3 protein-coding genes are annotated in these 3,434 nt (G+C 48.0%); all 3 read right to left on the bottom strand.

The genetic code is table 11. The annotated features are described in order from the left end of the window. Positions 1–187 precede the first annotated feature (187 nt). The gene (locus I6E11_RS14330; RefSeq protein ID WP_204482274.1) at positions 188–1,957 is read right to left on the bottom strand and encodes a DNA topoisomerase; all 1,770 of its coding nucleotides are present in this window, start codon (positions 1,955–1,957) and stop codon (positions 188–190) included. Between the two features lie 75 nt (positions 1,958–2,032). Next, positions 2,033–2,293, bottom strand: coding sequence for a DUF4099 domain-containing protein (locus I6E11_RS14325; protein WP_204428165.1), 261 nt, complete (start codon positions 2,291–2,293; stop codon positions 2,033–2,035). Positions 2,294–2,346: 53 nt separating this feature from the next. Further along, the coding region (locus tag I6E11_RS14320) for a DUF3945 domain-containing protein (RefSeq protein WP_235338797.1) at positions 2,347–3,434 on the bottom strand (1,088 nt) is incomplete at its 5' end.

Here is a 3,434-nt window from a genome sequence, read left to right as displayed (position 1 = left end):
AATACCGGAGCGCAGCGAGGATGATTTTTTCCTGTCCAGCCAAGCCCTTGAGGGCAGCCTTGCGGCAAAAGGCAGGCAATCCAAGACCTTTGCCGCTTAAAAGCGGAAAAACAGATTCTTTTCTGTACGGATACAAAAAAATGCAGACCTTCAGGCCTGCATTCTCTTGGTTGATTAGGTATAGATGTTATTCTTCTTTTGTGGAATAGGTGTTGAAAATGTCATCGGTCATTTCCTTGGCGAGAGTCCTGATCCTGTTCAGGAAGTCCTGTCCGGTTATCATTCCGCTTTCAAGTCCGGCCAGCTGTTTTTCCCAGTCTGCGGTGAGTGAAGTATCCGCAATTTTCTTTCCACGGATGGTTTCGTAGGTGAACATGCCTTTCGGGGTCGGAACGATATATTTCCCTGAATAACGGATATACTTACGGTTAACCAGTGTACGGATGATATTGGTACGTGAGGATACCGTGCCCAGTCCGTTCTGTTCCATGTATTCCACCAGTTCTGCATCCGTGAACGGATTTACCGGCAGCTGTTTCTTGTGCACCATGTTGCATCCGCATACATTCAGGGTATCACCTTTCTCCACTTCGGGGAGTTCTTTGACGGAATATCCCGATGTCGGGATCATGTCGTAACGCATGAACACGTCATGCCAGCCGGCTTCAATGATTCTTGTTTGTTCGGCCTTGAAATGCTGTGCGGCACAAACCGCTTCAACATTTGTCGTTTCTATGCGGCATGGAGCCATGAATGTTTCAAGCATCCTTCCGGCTACAAGTCTGTAAACCTGCATTTCCTTTTCGGACAGATTTCCGGGACGGATACCTGTAATGATGATGGCATGATGTACATTGGCTTTTTCTGCGCTTATTACGTGGCGGGACAAACTGGATATGTCAATACCTCCAGTTCCTTTAGCGGCAGGGAACAGCTCCCATGATAGCAGACGCGCCATGATTGGTGAAAGCGAGTCAAACACATCCTCCGTCAGATAACGGCTGGAAGTCCTTGGATAAGAAATCAGTTTCTTTTCATAAAGGGACTGTGCGATGTCATACACCTCTGATGCGGTAAAGCCATAGCGGATGTTCGCTTCCTTCTGAAGTTGTGTCAGGTCAAGCAGATCCGGTGGAAGTATTTCCTTAACGCTGTGGCTGATACCTGTAATCTGTGCCTGATGTGACAGCTTGCAGTCCTGGAAAAACATTGTAGCGGATTCTTTGTCTGGAAGATCCTGTGTGCGGCGCATCTTGAAAAGGATGCCGTCCTTTTGCAGGCTGATATAGATGGGCCAGCTGTCCGATGAAATATGGTTCTCTCTTTCACGGTAGCGTCTGCTGATGGCAGCCAGTACCGGTGTCTGTACCCGTCCGAGGGAATTGTTGCCGAGTCCCGTCGCCTTGCACATGGCATAGCTGGCGTTGATTCCGAGAATCCAGTCCGCCTTGTTGCGGCTGTCGGCTGCAAGGAACAGGCTGTCGTAACAGCTGTCCGGCTTCAGGTTTTCCATGCCTTTACGCACAGACTCGTCGGTAAGAGAGGAAATCCACAGACGGAAGCAAGGCTGTGTACAGTTCAGGTATTGATAGACATAGCGGAATGTCATTTCCCCGTCACGGCTGGCATCGGTAGCCGCAATGATGGTATCGCATGCTTGAAACACTCTCTCGATTACCTTAAGTTGGAGCACGGCATCAATGTCCGGTATCCATCCGTTCTCGGTGCGTGTATGACGTACCATCAGTTCAAATTCGGACGGGATGAAGGGAAAGTCATTCCGTTCCAGCTTTTGGGTTCCGTAGTCTTTGGGCATGGCCAGTGACAACATGTTCCCGAAGGTCCACGTAACCATGTAGCCGTTTCCTTCCACATATCCGTTTCTTACTCTGGTTGCACCGATGATTCTTCCGATTTCTTTTCCTACACTTGGTTTGTCTGTTAATATGGCAATCATGATAAATTCTGTTTTTATCTCTTTCCATACGGACTTACCGTATGGAAAGAGAGATGATACATTATGGTTTCTTATTTATTCACCTGAAGGGTTGATACCGTTTACGCTGATGACCGGATTTCCATTCTCGTCTTCAATCAGACTGAGTGTGGCGTCCATGGTCAGTGAAAATACAGGAGTCTTGATTTTAATGGACATGACATTGGTTTCCTCTCCCTGAAGGAGCAGGTCCATGTTTCCGTCCTTTTCAATTTGCGATTTGCTGATACCTACCGATTCCAGTTTCTCCCAGTCGATTTGTTCAGTCTTGTAGATATGATGATTGGTCTTGTTCATGTTCTTTCCTTTTTTAGTAATTGATGATTTGAATGATTTGAATCCCGTTCAGGTCAGACAGCCTGTTTTGCTCCCTTCTTCTGTTCCTGCTGCTGGATATTGTCAGTCTGTGAAGCACGCTGTGAGGTATTGCGGCGCACATCCGGATTTTCCTGGAAATATTGCAGCTGTCCGGTGTTTGCGTTTACTTTCAGATAGGAATCGAACGGTTTGCCGTTGGGACCTTTCATACCCGTTACAAGGATAGCCTTTCCGTCCTGAAGATTTGCTCTTTCCTGTGCTGAAAGCAGGTGTCCGTAAACCTCAGCCGGGATGGTAGGTGCCTGTCGTTCGTTGAAACCGTCCGGAGTTCTGGAATACTGTGGTCTTCCGCTTGTCAGGTCCAGTTTGACGAATGACGAGAATTCCTCACCTTTACGGTTGATCATGTTCTCAAGATAGATAGGCTGTCCTTTGCGTAACGCTTCCTTGTCCTCCGGTGTGAGCTGTACCGAACAAATTTCTTTCGGTATGTAGATTTCTCCCGTTTCCGGATTGTGGCGCGTATATTGGAGACCGCCTGTTACCTTATCCATGGTAACGAAGGAAGAAAACAGTTCGCCGTTCTTTCGCTTCATATCCTCTACAAGGATGGTGTGGCCTTCGTTCAGCGCTTTAAGCTGCATGGGGGAAAGCGGCACACCACCGAGCGTCTGCTGATTGAAGGCCTGGTCTTTCGGGAAAATAAATTCGATGCCTCTTCTTTCCGCACTGTATTGCAGATTGGCATTAAACTCTTTACCCTGATTGGACTTCATTCCCTCTACGAATATCTGTTCTCCATTTTTCAGTTTCTGAATTTCGTCCGGAGTCAGGGTTACCCCTTTGATTTCATTCGGGATATAGACATGCTCCTGTCGGACGGCTACCAGTTCGTTGGTATTCTTGTCGATGGAAATCAGACACGGCTCAGTCGTGTTGCCACGCAGGTTAAGGTCAGCCACGCGTCCCATGTTCCCGCTTTCACGCAGGTTCTTCTTGTCCTCTTCCGTGAAGATATGTCCGAAATAAGGACGGTCCAGTTCAGGTTCCTTTCTGATACCGTGGATGCCCAGCATGACCTGCCCGCCGTTGGATATGAACGAAAGGCGTGCATCAAGCT

Origin of the sequence: Bacteroides caecigallinarum (genome assembly GCF_021531075.1) — a bacterium.
GTDB lineage: Bacteria > Bacteroidota > Bacteroidia > Bacteroidales > Bacteroidaceae > Phocaeicola > Phocaeicola caecigallinarum_B.
The sequence above is the reverse complement of the archived record's forward strand: the minus strand, read 5'-3'. Positions and strand labels throughout refer to the sequence as shown.

Bases quoted from the DNA above. Each gene is read 5' to 3' on its own strand.
- I6E11_RS14325 (WP_204428165.1), bottom strand. From the start codon at position 2,293: ATGAACAAGACCAATCATCATATCTACAAGACTGAACAAATCGACTGG.
- I6E11_RS14330 (WP_204482274.1), bottom strand. From the start codon at position 1,957: ATGATTGCCATATTAACAGACAAACCAAGTGTAGGAAAAGAAATCGGA.